At 63.5% G+C, this 24,527-nt stretch carries 20 protein-coding genes; 10 read left to right on the top strand and 10 right to left on the bottom strand.

Translation table 11 applies throughout. The features are described 5' to 3' along the window. Positions 1 to 39 precede the first annotated feature (39 nt). The 3 genes from R6258_RS10265 to R6258_RS10255 form a co-directional block, all read right to left on the bottom strand. Positions 40 to 1,524 carry a TrkH family potassium uptake protein gene (locus tag R6258_RS10265; protein ID WP_318449845.1) on the bottom strand — a complete coding sequence of 495 codons (1,485 nt, stop codon included), beginning with the start codon at positions 1,522 to 1,524 and terminating at the stop codon, positions 40 to 42. A gap of 51 nt (positions 1,525 to 1,575) precedes the next feature. After that, entirely contained in the window at positions 1,576 to 2,949 is a 1,374-nt protein-coding gene (gene trkA, locus R6258_RS10260; RefSeq protein WP_318449843.1) for a Trk system potassium transporter TrkA, read from the bottom strand. Between the two features lie 93 nt (positions 2,950 to 3,042). After that, positions 3,043 to 3,930 carry a CYTH domain-containing protein gene (locus tag R6258_RS10255; RefSeq protein ID WP_318449841.1) on the bottom strand — a complete coding sequence of 296 codons (888 nt, stop codon included), beginning with the start codon at positions 3,928 to 3,930 and terminating at the stop codon, positions 3,043 to 3,045. Between the two features lie 99 nt (positions 3,931 to 4,029). On the opposite strand from R6258_RS10255, the gene R6258_RS10250 reads away from it, so the two are divergent. The 6 genes from R6258_RS10250 (at position 4,030) to glrR (ending at position 11,842) form a co-directional block, all read left to right on the top strand. Further along, on the top strand, positions 4,030 to 4,710 hold the full coding sequence (locus R6258_RS10250) for a TIGR00153 family protein (protein ID WP_318449839.1): 681 nt from the start codon (positions 4,030 to 4,032) through the stop codon (positions 4,708 to 4,710). 59 nt (positions 4,711 to 4,769) lie between these two features. Next, positions 4,770 to 6,041, top strand: coding sequence for an inorganic phosphate transporter (locus R6258_RS10245; RefSeq protein WP_318449838.1), 1,272 nt, complete (start codon positions 4,770 to 4,772; stop codon positions 6,039 to 6,041). A gap of 157 nt (positions 6,042 to 6,198) precedes the next feature. Continuing rightward, on the top strand, positions 6,199 to 7,512 hold the full coding sequence (argA, locus tag R6258_RS10240; RefSeq protein ID WP_318449836.1) for an amino-acid N-acetyltransferase: 1,314 nt from the start codon (positions 6,199 to 6,201) through the stop codon (positions 7,510 to 7,512). 809 nt (positions 7,513 to 8,321) lie between these two features. Next, a complete protein-coding gene (locus R6258_RS10235) occupies positions 8,322 to 9,851 on the top strand; it encodes a HAMP domain-containing sensor histidine kinase (protein WP_318449835.1) in 1,530 nt (509 codons plus the stop codon). Positions 9,852 to 9,854: 3 nt separating this feature from the next. After that, entirely contained in the window at positions 9,855 to 10,382 is a 528-nt protein-coding gene (locus R6258_RS10230; protein WP_318449832.1) for a hypothetical protein, read from the top strand. Positions 10,383 to 10,471: 89 nt separating this feature from the next. After that, complete coding sequence (gene glrR, locus R6258_RS10225) at positions 10,472 to 11,842, top strand: two-component system response regulator GlrR (RefSeq protein WP_318449830.1); 1,371 nt, start codon at positions 10,472 to 10,474, stop codon at positions 11,840 to 11,842. Between the two features lie 92 nt (positions 11,843 to 11,934). Here the strand turns inward: glrR and xseA are convergent, their stop codons facing one another. The 5 genes from xseA to R6258_RS10200 all read right to left on the bottom strand — a co-directional run bounded on the left by xseA (position 11,935) and on the right by R6258_RS10200 (position 17,025). Then, positions 11,935 to 13,284 (bottom strand): exodeoxyribonuclease VII large subunit, encoded by a 1,350-nt coding sequence (gene xseA / locus R6258_RS10220; protein WP_318449827.1) that lies wholly within the window; start codon positions 13,282 to 13,284, stop codon positions 11,935 to 11,937. 228 nt (positions 13,285 to 13,512) lie between these two features. Further along, complete coding sequence (locus R6258_RS10215; protein WP_318449824.1) at positions 13,513 to 14,772, bottom strand: TRAP transporter large permease; 1,260 nt, start codon at positions 14,770 to 14,772, stop codon at positions 13,513 to 13,515. Further along, positions 14,772 to 15,227, bottom strand: a complete 456-nt coding sequence (locus tag R6258_RS10210) for a TRAP transporter small permease (RefSeq protein ID WP_318449822.1) — start codon at positions 15,225 to 15,227, stop codon at positions 14,772 to 14,774. Before R6258_RS10210 ends, R6258_RS10215 begins: the two co-directional genes overlap by 1 nt. A 17-nt stretch (positions 15,228 to 15,244) precedes the next feature. Next, positions 15,245 to 16,231 (bottom strand): TRAP transporter substrate-binding protein, encoded by a 987-nt coding sequence (locus tag R6258_RS10205; RefSeq protein ID WP_318449821.1) that lies wholly within the window; start codon positions 16,229 to 16,231, stop codon positions 15,245 to 15,247. 56 nt (positions 16,232 to 16,287) lie between these two features. Continuing rightward, on the bottom strand, positions 16,288 to 17,025 hold the full coding sequence (locus tag R6258_RS10200) for a GntR family transcriptional regulator (protein WP_318449819.1): 738 nt from the start codon (positions 17,023 to 17,025) through the stop codon (positions 16,288 to 16,290). An 88-nt stretch (positions 17,026 to 17,113) separates the two neighbouring features. Between R6258_RS10200 and R6258_RS10195 the strand changes: the two genes are divergently transcribed. Together R6258_RS10195 and R6258_RS10190 are read left to right on the top strand one after the other, a co-directional pair. Then, positions 17,114 to 17,905 (top strand): amidohydrolase family protein, encoded by a 792-nt coding sequence (locus R6258_RS10195; protein WP_318449816.1) that lies wholly within the window; start codon positions 17,114 to 17,116, stop codon positions 17,903 to 17,905. 164 nt (positions 17,906 to 18,069) lie between these two features. Continuing rightward, positions 18,070 to 19,203, top strand: coding sequence for an alkene reductase (locus tag R6258_RS10190; RefSeq protein ID WP_318449814.1), 1,134 nt, complete (start codon positions 18,070 to 18,072; stop codon positions 19,201 to 19,203). Positions 19,204 to 19,355: 152 nt separating this feature from the next. On the opposite strand, the gene R6258_RS10185 is transcribed toward R6258_RS10190, so the two are convergent. Both R6258_RS10185 and abiEi read right to left on the bottom strand, forming a co-directional pair. Further along, positions 19,356 to 20,285, bottom strand: coding sequence for a nucleotidyl transferase AbiEii/AbiGii toxin family protein (locus R6258_RS10185; RefSeq protein WP_318449812.1), 930 nt, complete (start codon positions 20,283 to 20,285; stop codon positions 19,356 to 19,358). Continuing rightward, positions 20,275 to 20,814, bottom strand: coding sequence for a type IV toxin-antitoxin system AbiEi family antitoxin (abiEi, locus tag R6258_RS10180; protein ID WP_318449810.1), 540 nt, complete (start codon positions 20,812 to 20,814; stop codon positions 20,275 to 20,277). Before abiEi ends, R6258_RS10185 begins: the two co-directional genes overlap by 11 nt. 323 nt (positions 20,815 to 21,137) lie before the next feature. Here abiEi and guaB point away from each other — a divergent pair, with 323 nt between their 5' ends. Together guaB and guaA are read left to right on the top strand one after the other, a co-directional pair. Next, positions 21,138 to 22,607, top strand: a complete 1,470-nt coding sequence (guaB, locus tag R6258_RS10175; RefSeq protein ID WP_318449808.1) for an IMP dehydrogenase — start codon at positions 21,138 to 21,140, stop codon at positions 22,605 to 22,607. Between the two features lie 119 nt (positions 22,608 to 22,726). Then, positions 22,727 to 24,301 carry a glutamine-hydrolyzing GMP synthase gene (guaA, locus tag R6258_RS10170; protein WP_318449805.1) on the top strand — a complete coding sequence of 525 codons (1,575 nt, stop codon included), beginning with the start codon at positions 22,727 to 22,729 and terminating at the stop codon, positions 24,299 to 24,301. Positions 24,302 to 24,527 lie beyond the last annotated feature (226 nt).

Raw genomic sequence — 24,527 nt, 5'->3', positions numbered from 1 at the left:
AACTGCCGGCACCCGGACTGCGCGTTCGAAGGCAGGCGGCTATTTTTTCCAGAACGTGGGCGTAAACAGAACGATCACAGTGAGAATTTCCAGGCGTCCCATCAGCATCCCGACGCATAGCAGCCATTTTGCCGCGTCGGGCAGGGAGGCGAAGTTTCCGGCCGGCCCGATCACATCGCCGAGCCCGGGGCCGACGTTGGAGACGGCCGTTGCCGCCCCCGAGAGCGCGGACACCATATCGAGCCCCAATATGGCCAACCCGAGGGCGAGACCGGCAATGGTCAGGAAGAAGAAGAACGAGAACGCGATGACCCCCCTGATCACTTCATCCGGCAAGCGCCGACCATTGTAGCGTTGGGGAAAGGTCCCGTTCGTGTGCACCAGGAAACGCAACTGGTTCGTCAGCATGACCTGGCCGATCTGGAAGCGGAATATCTTCATGCCGCCACTGGTCGAGCCGCTGCAACCGCCGATAAAGGTCAGATAGAAGAACGCGACGATGAATAGTGCGCCCCAGGTCGTATAGTCGTCAGAGGCGTAGCCCGTCGTGCTGACTATGGAAATCACGTTGAAGGTGACTTGCGTCAGGGCCGTGAAAGGCTCCGTGCCCTGGATGACCCTGTAGCCGGTGAGAATGCCTATGGCGATCAGCAATAGGTAAAACAGGCCTTTGACCTGCTGGTCCTGCCATAGGACGCTCTTGGTCTCACGCAGCGCGCGTATGAACATGACGAAGGGCAGTGAGGCGCAGAACATGAATAGCGAAGCCAGCCAGAGTATCTGAGGCTGCTGGCTATAGGCGCCGAAAGACGCATCGGTATTGGCAAAGCCGCCCGTGGCGACCGTCGTCATGGCATGCACGATGGCATCGAGGGGAAGCATGCCGGCAAGCCAGTAGGAGATCGTCACGATACCGGTAAAACCCAGGTAGATGGCTCCCGAGGCCTTGGCGATCCCGCCTGCACGCGGCATCACCTTGTCCGACCAGTCGGACGATTCCGTCTGGAACAGGCGCATCCCGCCGACCTTCAGGAAGGGCAGGATGGCGATCGCCATGACGATGATGCCGATGCCTCCCAGCCACTGCATCATGCCTCGCCAGAGCTTCAACCCATCCGATAACCCATCGATGCCCACGACGATGGTCGAGCCCGTCGTGGTGATGGCTGAAACTGACTCGAATACGGCATTGGTAAAGGATAGGTAGGGCGTGCCGAGGATGAAGGGCAGGCTCGCGAAGCTGGATATCACCACCCAGCTCAGGGTGGTGAGGACGAACATCTGGCGGGGCTGCAACTCGATGGGGATGCCGCGCGTAAAGACCAGCGTGGTCAGCGAAACCGCCAGGATTATGCCTATCGAAAGCGCGAAGGCCCAAGCTTCCAGGGACCCTTCGAGCGCCAATAGCACCAAGGGAGCCAGCATGAATAGCGCCAGCACCAAAAGCAGTATGGCCAATATCTTTGCCACGGGAGAGATATTGTAAGCCGCTTTCAAGGCGCGCCGTCGAGTCAGGCTAGGCAAATTCAATCTCCTGGTTGGGAAGTCGCATGGGCTGCTCGCTGAGGGATCAGGTCAAAAATAGGTTATTTGTACTTGCAGCAACCGCTCGACTTCCCGCATGCGCCGCTTGTCGATGAGGAAGAGAATCAAATGATCGTTGGCCTCTATGACCGCATCGGTATGGCCCATGATGACCTCGTCGCCGCGAACGATGGCGCCGATGATCGTTCCGGCGGGTAGCCGAATGTCGCCTATCTTGCGGCCAACCACTTGCGACGAACCCTCATCGCCATGGGCGACGGCTTCGATGGCCTCGGCCGCGCCACGGCGCAGCGAATGGACCTTGGCGACGTCGCCACGGCGGATATGCGTCAATATGCTGCCGATCGTCACTTGCTGCGGCGAGATGGCGATGTCGATCTTGTCGCCCTGGATGAGGTCGACGTAGGCCGGGTCGTTGATCAGGGTCAAGACCTTCTGTGCGCCTAGCCGCTTGGCAAGCAGCGACGACATGATGTTGTCCTCGTCGTCGTTGGTCAGCGCGCAGTAGATATCGCAGTCGTCGATGTTTTCCTCGACGAGCAGGCTTTTGCGCGTCGCGCTGCCATTGAGCACCACCGTCTCCGTGAGGCGCTCGGCCAGCCCCCGACAGCGTTTCTCATCGATTTCTATCAGCTTTACCTGATGATTGCCTTGCAGTTTGTTCGCGAGACGCTCACCGATGTTGCCGCCGCCGGCGATGATGACGCGGCGATAACCCTGCTCCTCCTTGTGCAGCTCTCCCATGATCGCCTGGGTGTCTTGGCGGGAGGCGATGAAGAAAACTTCGTCATCCGTTTCGATCACGGTGTCGCCACGTGGGGAGATGCCTTCGCCGCGCCGATAGATGGCGGCTACGCGTGTGTCGACGCTGGGTAAATGGTGTTTCAGGGAAGCCAGTTGTTTGCCTACCAGGGGGCCGTCCTGAATGGCCTTGACGGCCACGAGCTGTACTTTGCCCTTGGCGAAATCGAGCACCTGCAAGGTGCCGGGAAACTCGAAGAGCCGGTGAATGTTATCGGTGACGAGCTGCTCTGGGCTGATGGTGACATCCACGCGTATGGCTTGTTCCGAGAATAGCTCGGTGCGGGCGAGGTAATCGTTGTCGCGCACGCGGGCTATCTTGGTCGGCGTGCTGAATAGCGTATGGGCGATCTCGCACGCCAGCATGTTGACCTCGTCGGAGTTGGTGACGGCGATCAATAGATCCGCATCTTTACACCCCGCTTTCTTGAGAACGCTGGGGTGGGAAGCCTTGCCCTCGATGGTGCGTATATCCAATCTCATGTTGAGATCGTTCAAGTTGCTGGAGGCGATATCGACGACGGTAATTTCATTACCCTCACGCACGAGGTACTCCGCCAAGTTGCTGCCAATCTGACCCGCACCAAGGATAATGATCTTCATAAATCGTCCTAAACCACTCGCTTTAGCATGACGCAGCCCGTCCCGGGCATGCTCTCACAGGTCTCATCCCGAACGCACCGCCTGGCGGGCGGCTCAGCGCGCGTCCAGCGCGGCGAGCAGGGCAAGGCTGTGCTGGCCGAACGAGGGCGTCAACCACTGCGGCTCGTCGAGGGCCGCGGCGAGCCGGCGAGCCGGCTGGCGTATCGCCGTGGCCAGGCCCGTATCCTCGGCGAGCGAGGCAAAGGCCTCCCGGGCCCGCGACAGGCCTTCGCTCTCGCCACCTTCGCCCAGCGCATCGAGAGCGGCGATCGCCCGATCGCAGCGTTGTCGCGGCGTGGCGGCGCGCAGCTCGGCGCCACTATTTGTTGTTATTGCCGGCCAGTGGCCAGTGCACAGCGCCGCACCGCGGGCCGCCTTGCTGGCATTGGCCGGGCGCAGCGCCACCTCCTCGGCGAGCGTCTCGGCGAATCGCCACAGGACGCTCGGCGCGCCCCGCTTGAGTTCCAGTTCCAGCTCGTCGATGGCCACTCGGTGAGATCCGGCGCGGATCTCACCCTGGTCGAGGGCGACCTCGATCGCCGTCTCGGCGTCTTCGACAAGCCAGCTGGTGCGCGCGAAATCGGTGGCGAACCGCGGCTCGAGGGCGAGCAGGACGTCGCGGCCGAGCGCCTGCATCGGCGCCAACGCTTCGAGCCCGGCAAGGTCGAGGACATGCTCGCTGACCGGCCATTCCCACTCGCCGCGCGAGGAGAGCCCGCCCGAGCCCTCGCCGGCGGTCTTGAGGGTCTGCAGTATCCGTTGCGGGGTGCGGCGCAGGCGCAGCGCCACGCGATGGCGCTCCAGCTCGCCATCGGGAGTGTCGTAGTAGGTATTGGTCAGCGTTTCGTGCCTTGCGCTGAGTCCGGCGAGGCGTGGATGGGCGGCGAGCCGCTGGGCACCGCTTTGGCCCAGGGCCAGCTTGAGTTCGATTTCCTTAGCCATCGTGACGCTCCCTTGCAGTGCAAGCGGTTAATTTTTCATGACGTTGCATGTTGCAATCACTATACTGACGCCGCCATTTCTAACCGACGAATGATGCTCATGGTGACTTCCAACCCCTTCTCGTCGTTGTTCGGGCGATCACCGTTTCAGCCGTTGCTGGCTCACATCGTCAAGACCAGTGAGTGCGCCGACCAGCTGTTGCCCTTCTTCGACGCCTCTCAGGCCGGCAACTGGGAGGAGGCCGCCAAGTATCGCAAAGCGGTCACCGATCTCGAGCACGACGCCGATGTGCTCAAGACCCAGTTGCGTCTCAACCTGCCCAATACCCTGTTCCTGCCGGTGTCGCGTTCCGACCTGCTGGAATTGATCAGCGTACAGGACAAGATCGCCAACAAGGCGCGGGACATCACCGGCATCATGTTGGGCCGTCGCATGACGGTGCCTGCCGACATGGCCCAGCCGATGCGCGATTACCTGCGTACCGCCGTGGCAACCGTAGCGCAGGCGCGCAAGGCGCTGGAAGAGCTCGAGGACCTGCTCGAGTCCGGCTTCGGTCGCAACGTCTCCGACGTCATGCATAACCTGATCCGCGAGTTGCACGATCTCGAGCATCAGGCCGACAACCAGGAGGTTGCCATCCGTCGCCAGCTGTTCGATCTCGAAGCGCAGCTGCCGCCGGTGGATGTGATGTTCCTCTACAACATCATCGACTGGATTGGCGATCTCGCCGACCGCGCCGAGCGCGTCGGCAGCCGTCTGCAAATCCTGACTGCACGCTGAGGCCACGGCGCTCCTCGCGCACTGGTCTCGCTTCACGCCACCAAAAAGAACACGTGCCTATGTCTATCATTGCGCAGTACGGCGACGTATTCATCATCCTCGCCTGCATCTTCGGTTTCTTCATGGCCTGGGGGGTCGGCGCCAATGACGTCGCCAACGCCATGGGAACCTCGGTCGGCTCCAAGGCCATCACCATCCGTCAGGCGATCCTGATCGCGGTGGTCTTCGAGTTCCTCGGCGCCTGGCTGGCCGGCGGGCAGGTCACCGAGACCATTCGCAAGGGCATCATCGATCCCGCCCTGTTGACCGAGGACCCGCAGCTGCTGATCTACGGCATGCTGGCCTCGCTGTTGGCCGCCGGGTTGTGGCTGATGATCGCCTCCGCCCGCGGCTGGCCGGTGTCGACCACCCACTCGATCGTCGGTGCGATCGTCGGCTTCGCGGTCGCCGGGCTGGGCGTCGATGCGGTGGGCTGGTCCAAGGTCGGGCAGATCGCCGCCAGCTGGGTGGTGTCGCCGCTGCTGGCCGGTACCATCAGCTTCGTGCTGTTCCGCTCGGTGCAGATCCTGATCTTCGAGAACCGCGATCCGTTCGCCGCGGCCAAGCGCTACGTGCCGGGCTACATCTTCCTGGTCGGTTTCATCATCGCCATGGTCACGCTGGTCAAGGGGCTGTCGCACGTCGGCCTCGACCTGAGCTTCGGCGAGAGCCTGCTGATTTCGATCGCCATCGGCGTTGCGATCATGGTGCTGGGGATCTTTCTCGAAAACCGCGTCAATCGCGACAAGAAGCGCCGCGGCGACAGCTTCGGCTTCTCCAGCGTCGAACGGATATTCGGCGTGTTGATGATGTTCACCGCCTGTGCCATGGCCTTTGCCCACGGTTCCAACGACGTCGCCAATGCCGTCGGCCCGCTCGCTGCGGTGATCAGCGTGGTCCAATCCAACGGCGATGTCGGCGGCGCCGCGGTACTGCCCTGGTGGGTGCTGGTGCTGGGCGGCGGCGGTATCGTCGTCGGCCTGGTGACCTACGGTCACAAGGTGATCACCACCGTGGGCACCGGCATCACCGAGCTGACGCCGAGCCGCGGTTTCGCCGCGACGCTGGCGGCGGCCACCACCGTGGTGCTGGCCTCGGGGACCGGTCTGCCGATTTCCACTACCCATACGCTGGTCGGCGCGGTGCTCGGCGTGGGGCTGGCGCGCGGCATGGCGGCGCTCAACCTGCGGGTGCTGGGCACCATCGTCATGTCCTGGCTGATCACGCTGCCGGCGGGCGCGCTGCTGGCGATCCTGTTCTTCTTCATGTTCAAGGGCATGTTCGGCAGTTGAAGGCTCGCGCATGACGTCACTCCCAAGGCCTTCAATGGGTAAAATGAGGCGGGGCTCTCCAGAGTCCCGCCTTTTTTGAGCGTCTGATATAGTCGCTGTCTATCCGCCATGCACGCCATGCGTGGCCGTTTCCCACTTCCGCCTCCGGGGGCCCGGCTTGAACACGCGCTTTCCCTTCGTCGACTGGTTCCGCAATTCGTCGCCCTACATCAACGCCCATCGCGGGCGTACCTTCGTCATCCTCATCGAGGGCGAGGCGATGGCCAACGGGCGCGGCGAACAGCTGATCCAGGACCTGGCGTTGCTGCACACCCTGGGCGTGCGGCTGGTGGTGGTCTACGGCATCCGCCCGCAGGTCGGCGAGGCGCTCGACGCGGTGGGCATCGTGCCCGAGCGTCACGCCGGTCGCTGGGTCGCCGATCACGCGATCATGCGCTGCGTGGAGCGTGTCGCCGCCGAACAGCGGCTGTGGCTCGAGGCGCGGCTGTCGTTGGGCCTGCCCAATACGCCGTTGCACGGCGTCGAGCTGACCGCGGTATCGGGCAACCTGGTGATGGCCAAGCCGCTCGGCGTGCGCGCCGGCATCGACTTCGATCACAGCGGCGAAGTGCGCCGGGTGCGCGCCTCGGCCATCGAATCGCTGCTCGACCGTGGCACGCTGGTGGTGCTGCCGCCGCTGGGCTTTTCCAGCACCGGCGAGGTGTTCGATCTCGATGCCGCCGAGGTGGCCCAGCAGGCCGCCGTCGCGCTCAAGGCCGACAAGCTGATCCTGCTCGGCGAGGCCGACGGCCTGCACGACGACAGCGGGGCGTTGCAGCGCCAGCTGACGCCGGGCGATGCCCAGCCGCTCATGCAGGCGGCGGCCCCCGGCAGCGAGCTCGCCCGCCACCTGGCGGCCGCCTGCGAGGCGGCGCGGCATGGCGTGGCACGCACCCACCTGATCTCCTGGCACGACCACGACGCGCTGCTCGGCGAGCTGTTCACTCGCGACGGCGTGGGCACGATGATCACCCAGCATCGCTACGAGCAGATGCGTCCGGCAGGGCTTGGCGACATCGCCGGCCTGCTCGAACTGCTGCGTCCGCTCGAGGAGCGCGGCATGCTCGTGGCGCGCTCGCGCGAACGCCTCGAACACGAAATCGACGACTACCTGGTCATCGAGCGCGACGGCATGATCATCGGTTGCGCGGCGCTGCATGCGTTCAGCGACGCCGCCATGGCCGAGCTGGCCTGCGTCGCCGTGCACGACGATTACCGTGGCGGTGCGCGGGGGGCGTTGCTGCTCGCCGAGATCGAGCGTCGCGCCAAGCGCGACGGAATCGCCGCGCTGTTCGCGCTGACCACCCACACCGCCCATTGGTTCTTCGAGCACGGCTTCGGGCTGGCGGATATCGAGTCGCTGCCGCCGCTACGCCGCGAGGCCTATAACCACGCCCGCAAATCGAAGATCCTCGTCAAAAGCCTGAAATGAGCCCATTTTCGGCGCCAATTCAGCGCTTGGGATCTACCTGCATGACATCGGCCATAGCGGTTTTTGACCAGACTGTTGCTAAAAAGATACGTGCTAAGTTTATGAATTTAAAAGGATGTTCATGAGAGTTCTTGAGCGTGTCCGCAATCGGAGACAATTAGCGCTGTGCAAGAGGGCATCTTGCCGGTCCTTCATGATGACGGGCTTTCGATGGTCTAATTTTTAGTTTTTAAGTAGTTGAAATTTAAGGATTGTTAGTTTTTCTGGCACACCCTTCGCAATAATATAGGGCGAGCAAACGGGAAGTGGTTCAACGGCTCGATCCACTACCCGACCGGGCTCCAGGCGGTCTTACACAACCCTGTGCCGAGACCGCCAACCGCCCGGTAGCGTCTGCTCCACGCGATGTGTGACTTAGGTTGCGATGAGACGGGTACTGCTAGAAAGCAAGGATGTGTACCTGTAGGGCAAGGATGCCCAGGCAAGGATGCCACTCCCCCCAACGGGGGACATATTGACGGCGCGACGCCCAGGCGGCGCGTCAACCGGACGAAACCAGGCGGTTCGCCGCCAAAGTGAGATTGCAGTCCCTGGCAGACTCAAGGCAATTTCACGGTTTCGGGCTCCCTCGGGGAGCCGACTCCGAGTCCTCATGAGTGTTTGGCCAGGCGGACGATCATGAGTGCTCACTTGACCCTTCAGTTCCCTGCGTACCTTGGGCCGGCCTTTGCCGGCCCTCTTTTTTTGTATCACGGGTGCCTCACCGCTTACCCGAACGGTAACTCTGTTATGCTGTGCGGAGAGAATGAATGACGCTGACCTTCTTTCTGCATAGAACTGTTTCCATGACCTCCCAGGTCTCGCGCCGCTGGCGCCCACGCTCGCTATTGCAGCTCGTATTGCTGGCCTTCCTGGTCGTGATGCTGCCCCTCGCCGTCCTGATGTTTCAGGCCGGCGAAGTCTTGTCGGAACTCTCGCAACTGGCCAACGTCAGTGCGCGCCAGGCCGTCGACCAGACGCGCCGTGCCCGTGAGCTTTCCAACCTGGCCGTGGAGATGGAGCGCAGCGCCCGCCAGTATGCGGTCGTCGAGCAGCCCGGCCTGATGGAGATATTCAGCGACAAGGCCGAGGCATTTTCCAAGCTGCTCGCGGAGCATCAACGCCTGCTGCCCGGCAACTCCGACCTGATCGCGTTGCGCCAACAGCTGGATTGGCTCGCCGGGCTTCCCGCGCTCACCCCCGAGGAGGTCAGTGCGGAGCTCGACCGGTTCTCCAGTTTCGCCGTGCATACCGAGGCGTTGCGCGAGGCTACCAACCGCCAGATCGACAACCGGATCGAGTCGATCAGCGCCCGGGCCGGCGAGGTCCAGCGGCGGCTATGGCTGCAGACCGCGGCGCTGGTCTCGGCGAGCCTGCTGTTGATGCTGCTGTTCACCTGGCTGATCATTCGCCCGATCCGCCAGCTCGAGCGGCGCATCCTCAGCCTGGGCAGCGGGACGGAGCCGCCTCTGGCGCACCATATCCAGGGCCCCGCCGAGCTGGTCAGCCTGGGTGAGCGGCTCGATTGGCTGTCGGCCCGGCTCAACGAGCTCGAAGCCCAGAAGCAGCAGTTCCTGCGTCATATGTCGCACGAACTCAAGACGCCGCTGGCCAGCGTCCGTGAAGGCACGGCGCTGCTCAGTGACGATGTCGCCGGCGCGCTGACGCCGCGCCAGCGCGAGATCGTCGAGCTGATCGATGCCAGCGGCGAGGAGTTGCAGACGCTGATCGAACAACTGCTCGACTACAATCTGCTCCAGCACAACCAGGGGGTGATCAACGAGCGTTTCGACATCGCCACGGTGATCAAGGAAGTGCTCGCCAAGCATCAGCTGGCGCTGGAGAAGAAGGGCATGCAAGTCATCGCCCACCACCAACCGCTGGAGTGGCGCGCCGATCGCAGCCGCACCATGCGCATTCTCGACAACCTGGTGTCGAACGCCATCGCCTACGGCGAGGATGGTGGTGACCTGGAGGTGCGTGCCCAGCGCCGTGGCCGTACGCTGGCGATCGAGGTCGCCAACAGCGGCGAGCCGATCGCCGACGAGGATCGCGGGCAGCTGTTCGATGCTTTCTACCAGGGCCGGGCGCGACGCAAGGGCGCGCTGAAAGGCTCCGGTATCGGCCTGTCGGTGGCCGCAGATTGTGCCAAGGCCCAGCATGGGACTCTCACGCTTAGTGACGACGACCCGCTCGATGTATGTTTTCGGCTGACGCTACCGTGGGACGCCGAAGAGGGCAACGAGATCAATACGCCGCAAGCCAGGCTCACAGCGGCAAGTAACGACGCAAGGAACTGATTAATGAAGCATTCGATACTCGTGGCCAGCCTGCTGGCCGTTTCACTATTGGCTGCCGGTTGCCAGCAACTGTTACCGCAGCACGACGAGCCCCTCGATACTGCGGCCAACCAGTGCCTGTCCGAGATACCCAGCCTCGAAACCAATGGATGCCTGCTCGAATCGTGGGTCGCTTTCGGCCTGGCCGCCCAGCGTGGCGACGTCGTGTGGCGTGAGAACATCCTGGCCGAGCTCGACGGCGATACCGCGCGTCAGCGCCTGGCCCGCGCGGTGGTGCTGTCATGGGCCGAACGCGAGCGCTGGAAGGATGCCTCGGAAATCTACAAGGCCGACCTGGCCGCCGCGCCCAGCCAGTTGCAGCCGTTGCTGCGCCAATGGCTCAACGGGCTCGAGGGCCGCCGCGCGCTGGTCGACGAGATCGCCGCCAGCAAGAGTGCGCGCAACCGGGCAATTCAGGAACGCGACGCGTTGGCCGAGAAACTCGACGCGCTGACGGCGATCGAACAGAGCATAAATTCGCGCCAGCAGTAGCCGAGCCCCGCCGAGGGCGGTTGGCGCCATGAACCAAGCTTTTCCTGAAAAGTCGACGAGCACTTTTCAGCGAGCGGAGGAGCGACACCGTGAAGCACGCAGCCCATATCCTACTGGTGGACGACGACCCCAGCCTGCTCAAGTTGCTGGGCATGCGTCTGGAGAGCCGCGGTTACCGGGTGACCACCGCCGATAGCGGTCGCCAGGCGCTGGAGTGCCTGGAAGAGGCGCGTCCCGACCTGGTGCTTTCCGACCTGCGCATGGACGAAATGGACGGCATGGCGCTGTTCCAGCAGTTGCAAAAGCGCGTTCCCGGCCTGCCGGTGATCATCCTCACCGCCCACGGCTCGATTCCCGACGCGGTCAGCGCCACCCGCCAGGGCGTGTTCAGCTTCCTGACCAAGCCGGTCGACCGCGACGAGCTGTTCGCGGCGATCGACGACGCCCTGACCCAGACTCCCGGCCCCAGTGTCGAGGGCGATGACGCCTGGCGTTCGGCGATCATCACCCGCAGCCCGCACATGGAGAAGGTGCTCGAACAGGCCCGCATGGTCGCCGGTTCCGACGTCAGCGTGCTGGTCACCGGCGCCTCCGGCTCGGGCAAGGAGCTGCTCGCCAGCGCCATCCATCAGGCCAGCTCCCGGGCCGGCAAGCCGTTCGTCGCCATCAACTGCGGCGCGCTGCCCGAACAACTGCTGGAAAGCGAGCTGTTCGGCCACGCCAAGGGCGCCTTCACCGGCGCGATCAGCCAGCACGAAGGGCTGTTCCAGGCCGCCGACGGCGGTACGCTGTTTCTCGACGAGATCGGCGACATGCCGCTGCCGCTGCAGGTCAAGCTGCTGCGCGTATTGCAGGACCGCCAGGTACGCCCGCTGGGTTCGACCACCTCGATCCCCATCGACGTGCGGATCATCTCAGCGACCCATCGCGATCTCGACCGGGCGATGGCCGAGGGCGACTTCCGCGAGGATCTCTACTACCGCCTCAACGTCGTCAACCTGCGCCTGCCGCCGCTCAAGGAGCGCGCCGAGGACGTGCCGCTGCTCGCCAAGCACCTGGTCACCCAGGCCGCCGCGCGCCACAAGCCGTTCGTCAAGGGCTTCTCCTCCGAGGCGCTCAACCTGCTCGCCGGGAGCGCCTGGCCGGGCAACGTCCGCCAACTGGTCAACGTGGTCGAGCAGTGCGTGGCGCTGACCAGCTCACCGATCATTCCCGAGGCGCTGGTTTCCCAGGCGCTGGCCGCCGAGGAGAACGCGCTGCCCTCGTTCAACGACGCGCGCGCCGGGTTCGAGCGCAGCTACCTGATCAAGGTGCTCAAGATCACCGAAGGCAACGTCACCCAGGCGGCGCGCATCGCCGGGCGCAACCGCACCGACTTCTACAAGCTGCTGGGCCGGCATTCGCTGGAACCCAGCGCCTTCAAGCCCGGCGCCGACACCGAGCAGCTCAGCCAGGCCTGAGCGCTCATATTGGAGAAGTGAGAAAGCCGCCAGCCGAAGACCGGACTGGCGGCTTTCTTGTGGGTGCCACCCGAAGGCCGCCACGCCAACGGTTAACCCTTGCGCAGGCGCCGCTTAACCTCGAGCTTGAGACGCCCCTCGCCGAGCCGCGCGGTCAGCGTCTGGCCCGGCTGGGTGTCGGCGGCGCTGCGTATCACCTGGCGGTTGTCGTCCTCGAGGATCGCATAGCCACGCCCCAGCACCGCCAGCGGGCTGACCGCCTGCAGTTCGCGGGCCAGCGCGCCGAGCCGCTGGCGGCGCTGTTCGAGCTGGCGCGGCAGGGCCTGGTACAGGCGCTGTTGCAGGCCGTCGAGCTGGCCGCGAGCGCGGGCCACGCGGCTCGACGGATCGTAGCCGGCCAGCCGGCGTTGCAGGTGGTCGACACGTACCCGTTCGCCGCGCAGGCGCTGATCCATGGCGCGACCCAGGCGGCTTTCGAGCTGGGCGAGGCGCTGGCGTTGCTGGGCCAGCCGCTCGCCGGGATGGCGCAGCCGCGCGCGCAGATGATCCAGGCACTGCGCCTCGCGCTCCAGGCGCGAGCGCTGGCAGCGCAACAGGCGACGTTCGGCATCCTGCAGGCGCCGGCGCAGATCGCGCTGGTCGGGCACCAGTTGCTCGGCGGCGGCGGAGGGCGTGGGCGCGCGCACGTCGGCGGCGAAGTCGGCCAGCGTGGTATCGACCTCGTGGCCCACCGCCGCCATCACCGGCAACCGCGAGTGGAAGATCGCCCGCGCCAGGTGCTCGTCGTTGAATGCCCACAGGTCTTCCAGGCTGCCGCCGCCGCGGGTCACCAGCAGCGCATCGAAGCCTGGCCCCTCCGGCGCTTCGGCCAGCCGGTTGGCGATGGCGATGGCGCGGATGATCGCCGGCACCGCCTCCTTGCCCTGTACCGGCACCGGCAGCAGCGTCACCGGCACCAGCGGCCAGCGCGCGGCGAGCACCGCCAGCACGTCGCGGATCGCCGCGCCGCTGGCCGAGCTGATCACCGCCAGGTGGCGCGGCGGGTAGGGCAGCGGGCGCTGGTTGGCGAACACCCCCTGGGCGTCGAGCTGGCGCTTGAGCCGCTCGAAGGCGGCGAGCAGCGCGCCCTGGCCGGCGGGCTGCACCGCCTCGACGATCATCTGGTAGTCGCCGCGCGGCTCGAAGATCGACACCTTGCCGCGCAGCCGTACCTGGTCGCCGTTGTTGAGCGGCGCGGTGAAGCGCGCGCGGTTGCGAAACAGTGCGCACTTCAGCTGGGCGCGGTCGTCCTTCAACGTGAAGTAGACGTGCCCCGAGGCCGGCCGCGCCACGCTGGAGACCTCGCCCTCCACCCAACAGTCGCCGAAGCTGCGTTCCAGCAGCATCCGCGCCTGGCGGTTGAGCTCGCTGACCGAAAGGGTCGGGGTGCCGATATCGTCCATCGCGGGCCTCGCAAGATCGGGCAGGTGTGGGGAAGGGCAGTCTAGCATTCTGGCTACGAGCTACGAGCTACGAGCTACGAGCTACGAGCTACGAGCTACGAGCTACGAGCTACGAGCTACGGCATTACCGCTATCAGGAATACTTTTTTTCCTAACATGCCTCCCGCACTCACCCCGCCAGAACGCGTAGATCAGGGCATCAGGCCAACCGAACCGGAGGTGTTGCCATCAGCGGAACCACAGTGCCGTCATCGGCGTGAAGGTGACGAACAATAAAACGACGAACATCGCCAGCAGGAACCACTTGCAGTAGCCCATGACCTCCTCGATCTTCATTCCCGTGGTCGAGCAGACGGTAAGCAGCACGCTGGCCACGGGGGGCGTCTGCTGCCCGATACCCAGATTGAGGCAGACGATGACCCCGAAGTGCACAGGGTCGATGCCCAGATCGGTCGCCATGGGCAGCAGCAGCGGCACGACCACGATGATCGCCGCGCTGGCATGCAGGAACATGCCCAACAGCAATACGAAGACGTTGATGATCAGCAGGTTGAGGATGTAATTATCGGTGATGCCGCCCAGGGCGCTGGCAATCTGCTGGGGCAACTGCTCGTTGGCCAGATATTGGCCCAGGATGGCCGAGCCCGCGACGATCATCATCACCACGGCTGTCTGCCGGCCCGAGGTTACAAGCAGGGACCAGATGATCCGGTAGTCCAGGTCGCGCGTCACGAAAAGGCCGAACAGCAGGGCGATCATGACGCCGATTCCGGCGGCTTCGGTGGGCGTATAGATGCCGGCGATAAGGCCGCCGACGACGATCACCGGGATGGCCAGGGGAATCAGCGCCCGCTTGAAGGCGGTGCCCAGGGCCTTGATCTGAAAATTGCCCTCACGCGGATGCTGTTCACGGCGGGCGAACAGCCAGGAGGTCACCATGAACGCGGTGGCCAGCAGCAGGCCCGGCACGATGCCGGCGATGAACAGGTCACGGATCGAGGTATTGGTGGTCACCCCATACAACACCATGGGGATCGACGGCGGAATGATGATGCCCAGCGTCGCCGAGACGGCGGTGATGGACGCGGCGAAGCCCTTGGGGTAGCCGCGCTTCTCCATCTGGGGCACGAATATCTTCGACATCACGGCCGCATCGGCCACCGCGGAGCCACTCATTTCCGCCATGAACATCGAGGTCATGACGTTGATATGGCTCAGGCCACCGCGCATCCAGCCCACCAGGGACGCCGCCAGGTCGATCAGGCGCTGGGCGATGCTGGTCGCGCTCATCAGCTCGCCCATGAGAATGAACAGGGGAATCGCCAGTAGCACCAGCGAGTTGGTCCCCGAGAAAGTCTGCACGGGAATCATCAGCAAGTTGATGTCCGCGATCCACATCGAGACCGCGGCGGTAATCATCAGGGCAAACCCCACCGGGACCCCCAGCAGGATAATGCCGAACAGCATCGCCACTACGCCCCAGGCCATCAGACGTTCCTCCAGCGTTGAATAAGTCGAGCGCTCAGGGCCACTACCATCAAAGCGCTGGCAATGGGCAGCACGCTCATGAACACGCCCTGCGCGATGGGCAGCGTTTCTATCGAGCGTCCGCCGACGCGATCGATCATCTGCCACGATTTCAGGCCGAGCAGCACGAAGAACCCGATGACCGCCAGGTCACCGATGACCTGGATACCCCGTCGAAGGAGTGGCGGAAAAGACTCGACCAGCATGTCGAAGGCGATATGGCCCTCCTGCCGGGCCGCGAGATAGGCGCCCAGGAAGGCGATCCATACCAGTAGAAATCCCGGCACCTCATCGGCCCACACCAGGCCGGAGCCGAGTACATAGCGGTAAAAGACGTTCAAGCAGACGGCGATGGTAGTGAGGGCCACCAGGGCCCCCACGACGGTCTCGACCAAACGATCCAGATATCTCAGCATCGTTTCGACTCCAGCGGTCACGACGATTCAGCGGTCTGGCGCACGATCTTGAGCCAGTCATCGCCATACTCGTTCACGTAGTTCTCGTAGACGGATTCGACCTTGTCGCGGAACGGCGCCAAATCGACATCGTTGATCTTCAGGGAATCGCGCATGGCATCGAGATTGGATTGCTCGATCTCGGCGGCCTGTGCGTAGGCATCGTCGCGCATCTCGTCGGCGACCTCGCTGAAGACGGTCTGCTGCTCGTCGGTGAGCGAGTCCCAGAACCTCGGGGAAGCCAGCAGGAAAGACGGCGTGTAGACGTGACGGGTCAGGGAAAGATAATCCTGTACCTCATACATCTTCTGGCCGTAGAAGCCGTAGGTGGCGGCCTCGGCGCCGTCCACCACGCCCGTCTGCATGGCGGTGAAGGTTTCGCCCCAGGCGATCTTGGCCGGTACGGCCCCCAGCGAGGCGAAGATCTGCTGGCGGAAGTCGCCGCCGGAAATCCGGATCTTCATGCCATCCAGGTCGGCGGGCGTCTCTATGGGGTGGCTGGAATTGATGATGTGGCGAAAACCGTTCTCGTAGATACCCACCACCTTGGCGCTCATGTTGTCCTCGATGGTCTCGACCAGTTCTTCTTCCAGTCCGGCGGCCATGGCGCGCTGGACGTTCTCGCGGTCTTCGAACAGCCACGGGAGATCGAAGAAGCCGAGCTTGTCGTCCACTTTCAAGACGCCGGAGGCGACGTTGACCATCTCGATGGTGTCGAGTTGAAGTTGGTCGATGAGCGCCGACTCCTTGCCGAGCTGCCCGTTGGGATAGAGCTCGAAGGTGAACTCCCCGGGGAGACGCTCCTCGATGCGTTCGGCGAACATTTCCACCTGCTTGGCCAGTGGCGATTCGGCCGACACATGGGTGGCGATTCGGACCTCTTGCGCGGCATGAGCATGCACGCTCAGGGCGAGCAGCCCCATGCCCGCGATACCGGACAGGGATACGGTCTTGTTATTGATCATGTCGTGGCTCCTTGGGGAGTCATTTGGGAGAGGGCGGTGGCGCCTGGCGCCATCGCCTAGCGGATATCGAAGCTGTAGTGGAACAAGTCGAGCCGGCCACGGCTCAACCGCCACTCGAGCGGCTTTTCGTCGTAGCCTCTGGCCAGGCGCGCGATTTCGATGACCTGTGTCCCGGGCTCCAGCCCCAGGTGGCGGGCCGCGCCTTCCGGGGCGGGCCCGGCGCAAAGGGTGTCGGTGGCGCGAAAGACAATCTCGGCACAGGCCCGCTCATAGAGGGGGTAAAGCAGATCTCCCCACTCCTCGGTGGGCAGGTTCAGCAGGGGTGAAAAGCGCTCGCCCGGCAGGTAGATCACCTCGTGCAGCAGCGCCAGCTCGTCGACGCGGCGCACCCGCTCGATCTCGATCAGCGGGCTGCGTTCCGCCACCTCGAGGTGACGCGCGATATCGGCCGGCGCCGGCAGCTCGCGAATCCCGATCAGCTCGCTCTTGGGGTGAAGTTGCACCCCTTCGCGATCCGTCAAGCGGAAGAACCGGGCGAGCGAGTGGCTGAAATCCGCCCGCCGTACGAACGTTCCCCGGCCATGTTGGCGCTCCACCCAGCCGCGATCGACCAGCATGTCGATCGCCTTGCGGGCCGTACCCGGCGCAACGCCATGCGATTGCGAGATGCTCATTTCGGAGGGCAGTAAATCGCCCGGCTTGAGGCTGCCCTGTTGAATCTCGCTCAGCAGGGACTGGTAGATCCGGTAGTAGCGCGGGCTGCGCGTCTCGTCTTGCTGGGAGTCGGCTTGCATTGGTATGTGCTCTGATGTACTTATGGTCTTATATAAGTGTAGATATGTATGACACTCTTAATCTCCGTGCACAACCCGGATTAGACCAATGTCTAAAATTGTCGATACCCACGCCCACGTCTTCACCCACCAGTGCCGGGTGGCAAAGAAGCCACGCCACCGCCCCAGCTACGAGGCGCCACTGGAGCGCTACCTCGGCTTGCTGGACCGCTTCGGAATCGCCCAGGGCGTGCTGGTCCAGCCCAGCTTCCTCGGCACCCACAACGAATACCTCATGGAGTGCCTGCGGCAGCAGCCCGGGCGACTGAGGGGCGTGGCGGTTCTGGACCCCAGCGTCACGGATGCGACCCTCGAGGCGATGACGTCGCTGGGGGTAGGGGGGACACGCCTCAACTGGATCGGGCGAGGTGTGGATGAACTTAGGTCACCGGAGTGGAGTGCCCTGTTCTCGCGGCTCGAGTCACGCGGCTGGCACGTGGAGATCCAGGCGGAGGGCGACACCCTGCTGGAGATTCTCGACCTTCTGGACACGCGAGACCTGGCGCTGGTGATCGACCATTTTGGCCGCCCCCAGGCCAATGCCTGGCGGGACCCCGTCATCGATCGCCTGTGCGCAGAGGGCGATGACAAGCGCTACTGGGTCAAGTGTTCAGCGCCGTATCGCAGCCGCAGCGACGGTCTCGTCGACGTGAGCAAGCGACTGCTGGAAGAACTGGGGTCGCACCGGTTGATGTGGGGCAGCGATTGGCCCTGGACGGAGCATGAACATCTCTACAGCTTCGAACAGGCCCTGCACGATGCCGAGCGCTGGATCCCCGCCGCTGACCTGGCCACGGTCATGGGCGAGACGCCGCGACGGTTCTATGGCTTCGATGGCTAGTGCCGAATGATAAAAAGGCGAACGATAGCTTTCCTGCATCGCGGCAGTCGGCAAGATTCATTGTTAACTGGCTAATCGTTTCCTAGACTTTGGTCTACCTCAGCGAGCCACCGTGGCTCGCTTTCGTTTTAGACCTGACGTCATCGCTAAAAGGAGTTCACGACGTGGCTTCGTTATTCGAACCGTTCGATCTTGCCGGCACCCGCCTGAACAACCGCATCGTCATGGCGCCGATGACCCGCTCCCGTGCACCGGAGGATATCCCCACGGAACTGGGCGCGCTCTACTATCGCCAGCGCGCCAGTGCCGGGCTGATCATCTCCGAAGGCACGCCGATCTCGCGCCAGGGGCAGGGGTATCTCTACAACCCGGGTATCTTCGGCCCCGACCAGCTCGCCGGCTGGGCCAAGGCGACCCGCGCGGTGCATGAGCGCGGCGGCGTCTTCTTCGCCCAGATCTGGCACGTCGGGCGCGTCTCGCACACTACCGTGCAGGTTGCCGGCGCCTCGCCGGTCGGCCCCAGCGACAAGCCTGGTGGCATGGCCTTTGGCTACAACGAAAATGGCCAGCCGGACATGCTGAAGGCAAGCCAGCCTCGCCGGCTCGCAACCCGGGAAGTAAAGGATATCGTGCGCGATTTCGCCCAGGCGGCGGTCAATTCACGCGAGGTGGGCTTCGACGGCGTCGAGATCCATGGCGCCAACGGCTACCTGTTCGAGCAGTTCCTGAATCCCGGCGTCAACGACCGCGACGACGAATACGGCGGCTCGCGGGAAAACCGCTGCCGGCTGCTGCTGGAAGTGGTCGACGAGGTAAGCAAGATGATCGGCGCCCGCCGTGTCGGGGTGCGTCTCTCGCCGCATGGCACGCTGTTCGACATGCCGGAGTACGACGACAACGGCGAGACCTACCTCCACCTGGCGCGTGAATTCAACAAGCGCGGCCTGGCCTACGTGCACCTGCACGACCAGGGCGGCCAGGGCATGGCGCCGATGCCGCGCGATTACCTGCGCCAGTTCCGCGACGTCTACAACGGCACGCTGCTGCTCGCCGGCAACCTGGACCAGGCCGAGGCGCAAAAGCTGATCGACGAGGGCACCATCGACCTGCCGGTATTCGGTCGCCCGTTCACGTCCAATCCGGATCTGGTGGAGCGCATGAAAAACGGCTGGCCGCTGGCGGATTTCGATCCGAATACCTTCTACGGCGGCGATGCCCGCGGCTACGTGGACTTTCCTACCTACGCGGAAGAGCAGGCACGGCGTGAGCGCGAGAAGATGCTCAAGGAAAAATCCTGATCAGCGATTGAGCATCGGGAGTAACGGCTCGAAACCACACTGCCGAGCAATAACGCCGTGTAGCAACGAAAACGCCCCGGTCCGAAGATCGGGGCGTTTTCGTGTTGGGCCACTCTGCCTGGCGGTAAGGCGGCTTCTTCGAGCAATGTTTCCTAGAGAGTGAACTCCGGGTTGGGCGATCCCGGCGCCGGGCCCTCAAGCGCTGTGACCACCTGATCCAGCATGGCCGTGATCTCGCGGCCTAGGAAGTCGGCAAATCGGGGGTTCCTTATCGTTCGGTCGACGGTTTCGGCAGGTAGGAAGCGGGTCATTTCGTCCTGAAAGGCCGTACCGGACACAATGCCGACCAGGCGTGATTGCATATCCCTGGCTCGGTCAGGGTAGTGCTCTACGGTATAGTCCTGAATCTTGCGCTTAATGAGCTCGACATCGGGAGACGCCCCTTGCTGCTTGAGCCATGCCAGGTCCCAGATGTCACGATGCCGCACGTATTTCTTTGTGTTGATCAGCGAGATCAATTTGTCCGCCATGATTTCATCTAGGCTTTCCGTCTCGACCAGCAAGTCATCGTAGCCATCCGGCAGAAAAGGGTAGTGGACCTGGATTGCATGCGCCTCCCGCGTATATGCAGGAATGCTGGCCACTTCCAGTTTGATGCGCTGTTTAGGAATGTCCTTTCGGGCCGGCGCCGTGACTACGGAAACCTGCCACTTGTCGACGCGAATATCCCCGTAGCCGGGTTCTTCCCGCAGTTGCTTCGGTTCCTTGACGCTGACCTCGAGCTGATAGCGATTGCTGACGTAATCCTCGACACATGCGCGGATGCGCGCCAGATCCTGGCTGCAGAAATCCCAGCCGCCGGCGAAATCCAGGTCTTCGCTAAAGCGCGGTGAGCCCTGACACAAGCGAAGAGACGTTCCTCCCTGAAAGGTCAGTCCATCCAGAAGCCGTTCCCGCTCGAGAGCGAACAGGATATCGAGATGCAGTAGCTCCTTCTCGATGACCGGGCGCATGGCAATACGACCGGGCTGGGACATCGCTCGAGCGACCAGCTCGTCGAAGTTGGCGCGTTCAGTGTTCATACGGCAGGCTCGCTTGGTCGACAAGGTGAGTATTGCGCCCGACACGCTTGAGATCGTCCCAGGCAGCCTGGGGTGTCGCCAGCCGCAAGGGACGCCCTACATCGCGCATCCGGTCGAGCAGTTGGGGAATGGACCGTTTGGTGTGGGTGAACTCGATGGTGCCATAAGGGGTGCGATACTCGCCCTTGCGGCCGGTGGTCATTACCGTCAGCCGATCGACAGGGATTTGTGAGATCGCACCATACTCCGAGAGTGCGGATTCGAGGCTGACATAACTGTACTCGCCACGGCGCATCGCCTTGGCGATTCTTTCGAGCAGGTCGGCGTCCTGGTGCCGTGACAGCTTGTAGACGTACACGCCACGGCTGGCTGCCTCGAGCAGGCCATACCGACGTAGTCGATTGATCCCTTCCTGCAGGGTCTTTGGGCTGTCTTCGGGGAAGATCTTGGCTAGGTCCGAGAGGGTAAATACATAGCGATGTTGACGGTCCCAATCGTCGAGCCGGGCGCGAGCGGTGATCTGATCCATTAAGTACACACCAAGACTATCTATAGGTAGTGTATGTGTACACTTATGGCGTGACAATCAGATCATGGAGCCCAAACTGCCGTGCCACCGCTATCGGGAATGCCTTTTCTCCTGGTACGCCTCCCACAAGAACCCGCTCCACAGGCCAGCTACAGGCAAGAACCTGTGGGAGCGAACTTGTTCGCGATTAGATGGCCGCCCGGACCGCCGCGCCACGAGCAATCGACCACGCCACGTTGAGTGAAAAACGGCCGAGGTTTATAATGGTCGATTAACTCTCCAACGCCCCGTCTCCCACCATCTGCTCATTGGGTGTTTCCGATATGCTACGTATGGCGCAAGAAGCTCTTACGTTCGACGACGTATTACTCGTTCCCGGCTACTCGGATGTCCTGCCCAAGGACGTCAGCCTCAAGTCCCGCCTGACCCGCAACCTCACGCTCAACATCCCGCTCGTCTCCTCCGCCATGGACACCGTGACCGAAGCCCGGCTGGCGATCGCCATGGCCCAGGAAGGCGGTATCGGCATCATCCACAAGAACATGTCGATCTCGGCCCAGGCCGCCGAAGTGCGCAAGGTCAAGAAGCACGAGAGCGTGATCGTCAAGGACCCGGTGACCGTCGCCCCGCAGGCCAAGCTGCAGGACCTGCTGGCGATGGCCGACGAGTACGGCTATTCCGGCTTCCCGGTTGTCGAGGGCGAGACCCTGGTGGGCATCGTCACCGGCCGCGACATGCGCTTCCAGCCGGATCACAGCGACCACGTCGAGGCGATCATGACGCCGCGCGACAAGCTGGTCACCGTGCCCGAGGGCACGCCGCTGGACGCCATCAAGGCCAAGCTGCAGGAAAACCGCATCGAAAAGATCCTGATCGTCGATGACGCCTTCCGCCTGCGCGGGCTGGTCACGGTGCGCGACATCGAGAAGGCGCGCACCTATCCCAACGCCGCCAAGGACGCCGACGGCCGCCTGCTGGTCGGCGCCGCGGTGGGCACCGGCGCGGAAACCGCCGAGCGCATCGCCGCGCTGGCCGAGGCCGGCGTCGATGCGGTGGTGGTCGACACCGCCCACGGCCATTCGCGGGGGGTCATCGAGCGGGTGCGCTGGGTCAAGGAGAACTTCCCCGACATTCAGGTGATCGGCGGCAACATCGCCACCGCCGACGCGGCGAAAGCGCTGGCCGAAGCCGGCGCGGATGCCGTCAAAGTCGGCATCGGCCCCGGTTCGATCTGCACCACGCGCATCGTCGCCGGTGTCGGCGTGCCGCAGATTACCGCCGTCTCCAACGTCGCCGAGGCGTTGAAGCCCTATGACATTCCGCTGATCGCCGATGGCGGCGTGCGCTTCTCCGGCGACCTGGCCAAGGCCGTCGCCGCCGGCGCCAGTACGGTGATGATCGGCGGCCTGCTGGCCGGCACCGAGGAAGCCCCGGGCGAGGTCGAGCTCTACCAGGGCCGTACCTACAAGGCCTACCGCGGCATGGGCTCGATGGGCGCGATGTCGCAGAGCCAGGGCAGCGCCGACCGCTACTTCCAGGACAAGTCCGAAGGCGCCGAGAAGCTGGTGCCGGAAGGCATCGAAGGCCGCGTGCCCTACAAGGGCATGATGAGCGCCATCGTCCACCAGCTGATGGGCGGGCTGCGCGCCTCGATGGGCTACACCGGCTGCCGCACCGTCGACGAGATGCGCACCAAGCCCGAGTTCGTACAGATCACCGGCGCCGGCTTCGCCGAGTCCCACGTGCACGACGTGCAGATCACCAAAGAGGCTCCTAATTACAGAGCTGGCTGACCAGCCCCAAAAATAGATAAAGAAGAAGGAAGAGATAAGAGGGAAGAAACGGCTTCTCCCTTCATCCTTCCTTCTTCTACCTTTTGTCCCTTCTCGTTTCTCTGGCGGTGGCCCCCTTCATGACCGACATTCATGCCCACAAGATCCTGATCCTCGACTTCGGCTCCCAGTACACCCAACTGATCGCGCGCCGCGTGCGCGAGATCGGCGTGTATTCCGAAGTGCGCGCCTTCGACATCACCGAGGAGGAGATCCGCGAGTACGCACCCAACGGCATCATCCTCTCCGGCGGGCCGGAATCCACCGTCGCCAGTGGCTCGCCGCGCGCCCCGCAGTGCGTGTTCGAGCTCGGCCTGCCGGTGCTGGGCATCTGCTACGGCATGCAAACCATGGCTATGCAGCTGGGCGGCCGGGTCGAGGGCTCCAACAAGCAGGAATTCGGTTACGCCCAGGTCAGGGTCGACGGCGACGACGACCTGCTCGGTGGCATCAAGGACCATGTCGACCACGACGGCAGCGCGCTGCTCGACGTGTGGATGAGCCACGGCGACAAGGTCGCCGAAGCGCCCGAGACCTTCAATATCACCGCCAGCACCCCGAGCTGCCCGATCGCCGCCATGACCTGGCCGGAAAAGCGCTTCTACGGCGTGCAGTTCCACCCCGAGGTGACCCACACCCTGCAGGGCCAGCGCCTGCTCGAGCGCTTCGTGCTGAGCATTTGCCAAGCGGAGCGCCTGTGGACCCCGGCCAAGATCATCGAGGACCTTTCCGCCCGCGTGCGCGACCAGGTCGGCGACCGCCACGTGCTGCTCGGCCTCTCCGGCGGGGTGGACTCCTCGGTGGTCGCCGCGCTGCTGCACAAGGCGATCGGCGACCAGCTGACCTGCGTGTTCGTCGACAACGGCCTGCTGCGCAAGGACGAGGGCGAGCAGGTGATGGAGACCTTCGCCCGCCACATGGGCGTGCGGGTGATCCGCGTCGACGCCGAGGACGAGTTCCTCGGCAAGCTCAAGGGCGTGGACGACCCCGAGGCCAAGCGCAAGGCGATCGGCAACACCTTCATCGACGTGTTCGACCGCGAAGCCGCCAAGATCGAGGGCGTGGACTTCCTCGCCCAGGGCACCATCTACCCGGACGTGATCGAATCCGCCGCCAGCAAGACCGGCAAGGCCCATGTCATCAAGTCGCACCACAACGTCGGCGGCCTGCCCGAGACCATGAAGCTCAAGCTGGTCGAACCGCTGCGCGAACTGTTCAAGGACGAAGTGCGCAAGCTCGGCCTGGAACTCGGCCTGCCCTACGACATGGTCTACCGCCACCCCTTCCCGGGGCCGGGCCTGGGCGTGCGCATCCTCGGCGAAGTGAAGAAGGAGTACGCCGACATCCTGCGCGAAGCCGACGCCATCTTCATCGAGGAGCTGCACCACGCCGACTGGTACCACAAGACCAGCCAGGCCTTCGCCGTGTTCCTGCCAGTGAGATCGGTCGGCGTGGTCGGCGACGGCCGCCGCTACGAATGGGTTATCGCCCTGCGCGCGGTGGAAACCATCGACTTCATGACCGCAAGATGGGCGCACCTGCCGTACGAACTGCTGGAGAAGGTCTCGAACCGCATCATAAACGAGATCAGCGGCGTCTCCCGCGTGACGTATGATGTGAGCAGCAAGCCGCCCGCGACGATCGAGTGGGAGTGATCAAGTTTGTGAGAAATGTCTTACAAAAACCGCCTTGTGGCGGTTTTTTGTGAATAGGCATGATTATTAGTGTCGGTGTCATTGAATTTCATCAGTGCTGGGTTTTGAATAGTAGGTTGTAAAGAGTTTTCTATGAATTAAATTATTGGCCCCATAATGTATCGCTTAATGGTCTATCTTTTTGATGTTTTGAGCGAGGGGTAGGGGGTTAGTGATGATAAGGTTC

The organism is Halomonas sp. HP20-15, assembly GCF_033446685.1.
In the GTDB taxonomy this organism is placed as follows: domain Bacteria; phylum Pseudomonadota; class Gammaproteobacteria; order Pseudomonadales; family Halomonadaceae; genus Modicisalibacter.
Note: the sequence above shows the minus strand (reverse complement) of the source record. Positions and strands in the feature narration are given on the sequence as shown.